The organism is Thiobacillus sp. (genome assembly GCF_024708915.1).
The window spans coordinates 1-3661 of record NZ_JANJXQ010000145.1; the positions used below are offsets into that span (position 1 = coordinate 1).

4 protein-coding genes and 1 pseudogene are annotated in these 3661 nt (G+C 63.2%); all 5 read left to right on the forward strand.

Annotation, left to right across the window (positions count from 1 at the left end):
• The coding region (gene ilvN / locus Q0L94_RS10485) for an acetolactate synthase small subunit (RefSeq protein ID WP_296753108.1) at window positions 1-340 on the forward strand (340 nt) is incomplete at its 5' end.
• A gap of 40 nt (window positions 341-380) precedes the next feature.
• A complete protein-coding gene (gene ilvC, locus Q0L94_RS10490; RefSeq protein ID WP_296753110.1) occupies window positions 381-1397 on the forward strand; it encodes a ketol-acid reductoisomerase in 1017 nt (338 codons plus the stop codon).
• A gap of 86 nt (window positions 1398-1483) precedes the next feature.
• Entirely contained in the window at window positions 1484-2110 is a 627-nt protein-coding gene (locus Q0L94_RS10495; RefSeq protein ID WP_296753111.1) for a phosphatidylserine decarboxylase, read from the forward strand.
• Window positions 2111-2122: 12 nt separating this feature from the next.
• Entirely contained in the window at window positions 2123-2905 is a 783-nt protein-coding gene (gene pssA, locus Q0L94_RS10500; protein WP_296753112.1) for a CDP-diacylglycerol--serine O-phosphatidyltransferase, read from the forward strand.
• 214 nt (window positions 2906-3119) lie between these two features.
• A pseudogene (locus tag Q0L94_RS10505) lies at window positions 3120-3661 on the forward strand (2-isopropylmalate synthase); the annotation flags it as partial.

Below are 3661 nucleotides of genomic sequence, written 5' to 3' on the forward strand. Positions count from 1 at the left end.
CGGCTCGGAAGAAATCATCGAGCAGATCACCAAGCAGCTGAACAAGCTGGTCGACGTGATCAAGGTGATGGACCTGACCGAAGGCCGCCACATCGAGCGCGAGCTGATGCTGGTCAAGGTCAAGGCGGTGGGCGCGGGGCGCGAGGAGATGAAGCGCACTGCCGACATTTTCCGCGGCCGCATCATCGACGTCACCGACGCCACTTATACTATCGAGCTGACCGGAACCGGCTCCAAGCTGGACGCATTCCTGGAGGCGATCGATCCCGTCTTCATCATCGAAACCGTGCGCACCGGCGCGTCCGGCATCGGACGCGGCGAGCGCAGCCTGAAAGCCTGATTTTCAATCCGTTTTTTTATTTATTTGCCCAGGAATTCACATGAAAGTTTTTTACGACAAGGACGCCGACCTTTCCCTTATCAAGAAGCGCAAGGTCGCCATCGTCGGCTACGGCTCGCAGGGTCATGCCCACGCCAACAACCTGAAGGACTCCGGCGTGAAAGTCACCGTCGGTTTGCGCAAGGGCGGCGCCTCCTGGGACAAGGCCAAGAAGGCCAAGCTCGACGTCAAGGAAATCGCCGACGCCGTGAAGGCCGCCGACTTCGTGATGATCCTGATTCCCGACGAATTGATGGCAGCCACGTATTACAGCGATATCGAACCCAACCTGAAGCAGGGCGCGACGCTCGCTTTCGCCCACGGCTTCAACGTGCACTACAACCAGATCACCCCGCGCGCCGACCTCGACGTCGTGATGGTGGCGCCCAAGGGCCCCGGCCACCTGGTGCGCTCGACCTACACCCAGGGCGGCGGCGTGCCCTCGCTGATCGCGGTCTACCAGGACAAGTCCGGCAAGGCGCGCGACCTTGCCCTGTCGTACGCCTGCGCCAACGGCGGCACCAAGGGCGGCGTGATCGAAACCTCGTTCCGCGAAGAGACCGAAACCGACCTGTTCGGCGAGCAGGCCGTGCTGTGCGGCGGCTGCGTCGACCTGGTGAAGGCCGGCTTCGAAACCCTGACCGAAGCGGGTTACGCGCCGGAGATGGCCTATTTCGAGTGCCTGCACGAGCTGAAGCTGATCGTCGACCTGATGTACGAAGGCGGCATCGCCAACATGAACTACTCGATTTCCAACAACGCGGAATACGGCGAATACGTGACCGGCCCCAAGGTCATCAATGCGCAGTCGAAAGCCGCGATGAAGGAATGCCTGGACAACATCCAGAACGGCAACTACGCCAAGCAGTTCATCCTCGAAGGCCGCACCAACTACCCCGAGATGACCGCCCGCCGCCGCCTCAACGCCGAGCACCCGATCGAGGTCGTCGGCGCCAAGCTGCGCGCCATGATGCCGTGGATCAGCAAGAACAAGCTGGTCGACCAGTCCAAGAACTAAATGCGTGAGGGGTGAGGGGTGAGGGGCGGTCAGCCCGGCGCCCTCACCCCTTTCTACTCACCCTTCACGCCTTACCCCTCACTCACATGACTCATCCCCTCATTGCCCGCGAGGGCTGGCTGGTATTGCTGGCCGCGTTTGCTGCTGCCTTGATCGCGACCTGGCTCGTCGGCTGGTGGTCGATTCCGTTCTGGATCTGGGCGCTGTTCGCGCTGCAGTTCTTCCGCGATCCGGCGCGGGTGCCGCCGGCCGACGCCGACGCGGTGATCGCGCCGGCCGACGGCCGCATCGTCGTGGTGGAAAAAGTGCGCGACGAATATCTCGATCGCGAGGCGCTGAAGATCAGCGTGTTCATGAACGTGTTCAACGTGCACTCCAACAAGAGCCCGGTCGATGGCGAAATCAAGGGGCGCTGGTACACGCCGGGCAGCTTCGTCAACGCCGATCTCGACAAGGCATCCACCGAAAACGAGCGCAACGCCCTCCACATCGCCACCGCGCGCGGCGACGTCACCTGCGTACAGATCGCCGGCCTGATCGCGCGCCGCATCCTGTGCTACGTGCGCATTGGCGACAATCTGGCGCGCGGCCAGCGCTACGGCTTCATCCGCTTCGGTTCGCGGGTCGACGTCTATCTGCCGGCGACGGCGCGCGCCGAGGTCTCGATTGGCCAAAAGGTGACCGGCGGGCGTACCATACTGGCTCGCTGGTAACCCGGCTTCGCCATGCTCGAATTCCACCACCTCAAGACCGAATCGAAGCGACCGCGGATGCGCGACCGCGGCATCTATCTGCTGCCTAACCTGTTCACCACCGGGGCGCTGTTTGCCGGCTTCTACGCGGTGGTGCAGGCGATGAACGGACGCTTCGAGCATGCCGCGGTGGCCATCTTCATCGCCATGGTGCTCGACGGCCTCGATGGCCGCGTCGCCCGCATGACGCACACGCAAAGCGCCTTCGGCGCCGAGTACGACAGCCTGTCGGACATGGTGTCGTTCGGCGTCGCGCCCGCGCTGGTGATCTACGAATTCGCCCTGCAGGGCATGGGCAAGCTCGGCTGGATCGCCGCCTTCGTCTATTGCGCCGGCGCCGCCCTGCGCCTGGCGCGCTTCAACACCCAACTCGACACCGTCACCGACAAGCGCTTCTTCCAGGGCCTGCCCAGCCCGTCTGCCGCGGCGTTGATCGCAGGCTTCGTCTGGGTGATGGTCGAATACGGCGTGCCAGGCCAGGATGTGCGCTGGCTCGCCACTGCGCTGGCCCTGTTTGGCGGGCTGTCCATGGTCAGCAACTTCCGCTATTACAGCGGCAAGGAAATCAATCTCAGGAAAAGCGTACCCTTCTTCGTCATCCTGCTGATCGTGCTGGCCTTCATCCTGGTTTCGACCAGCCCGCCCGAAGTGCTGTTCGGCGTGTTCGTGCTGTACGGCCTGTCGGGCTACGCCGATGCGCTGTGGAAGCTGCTGCACCGAAAAAAACCGTCCCCCTTGCCGGGCGGCGAAAAATAGATAGAATTTAGACTATGTCTAATTGGTCGCAACCATCCTTCCTCCTCTGCCTGTCGAGCCTCCTGTTCGGCAGCCTGCTGCTGCGCGTCGCGCGCACACATTGAACCCCCTCCCCCCGAGCAGTACCCCGCGCCGCGAGTTGCATGCGGCAGCCTTATATAATGCGTCGGCATCCCGCGCCTGAACGCGACGCCGACCCACCATGGAGCCAGCCATGAACGACCGTTTGTTTATTTTCGACACCACCTTGCGCGACGGCGAGCAAAGCCCCGGCGCGTCGATGACCAGGGAGGAAAAGCTGCGCATCGCACGCCAGCTGGAAAAACTCGGCGTCGACGTGATCGAGGCCGGATTTGCTGCGGCGAGTCCGGGCGATGCCGATGCCATCCGCGCGATTGCCGAAGCGATCCAGGGTTCGACCGTCTGTTCGCTGGCACGCGCCAACGAACGCGACATCCATGCGGCGGGCGGCGCGATCAAGCCGGCCAAGTCGGGGCGCATCCACACCTTCATTGCCACCAGCCCGATCCACATGGAAAAGAAGTTGCGGATGCAGCCGGACCAGGTGGTCGAAGCGGCGGTGAAGGCAGTCAGGCTCGCGCTCGAATACACCGACGACGTCGAGTTCTCGGCCGAGGACGCAGTGCGCTCCGACATGGATTTCCTCGTCCGCATCTTCGACGAGGTGATCAAGGCCGGCGCCACGACCATCAACGTGCCCGACACCGTCGGCTACAGCATTCCGGCGCTGTGGGG

Excerpts from the sequence above, each read along its gene's own strand:
- Q0L94_RS10495 (WP_296753111.1), top strand. The coding sequence starts at position 1,484 with ATGACTCATCCCCTCATTGCCCGCGAGGGCTGGCTGGTATTGCTGGCC.
- pssA (WP_296753112.1), top strand. The coding sequence starts at position 2,123 with ATGCTCGAATTCCACCACCTCAAGACCGAATCGAAGCGACCGCGGATG.
- ilvC (WP_296753110.1), top strand. The coding sequence starts at position 381 with ATGAAAGTTTTTTACGACAAGGACGCCGACCTTTCCCTTATCAAGAAG.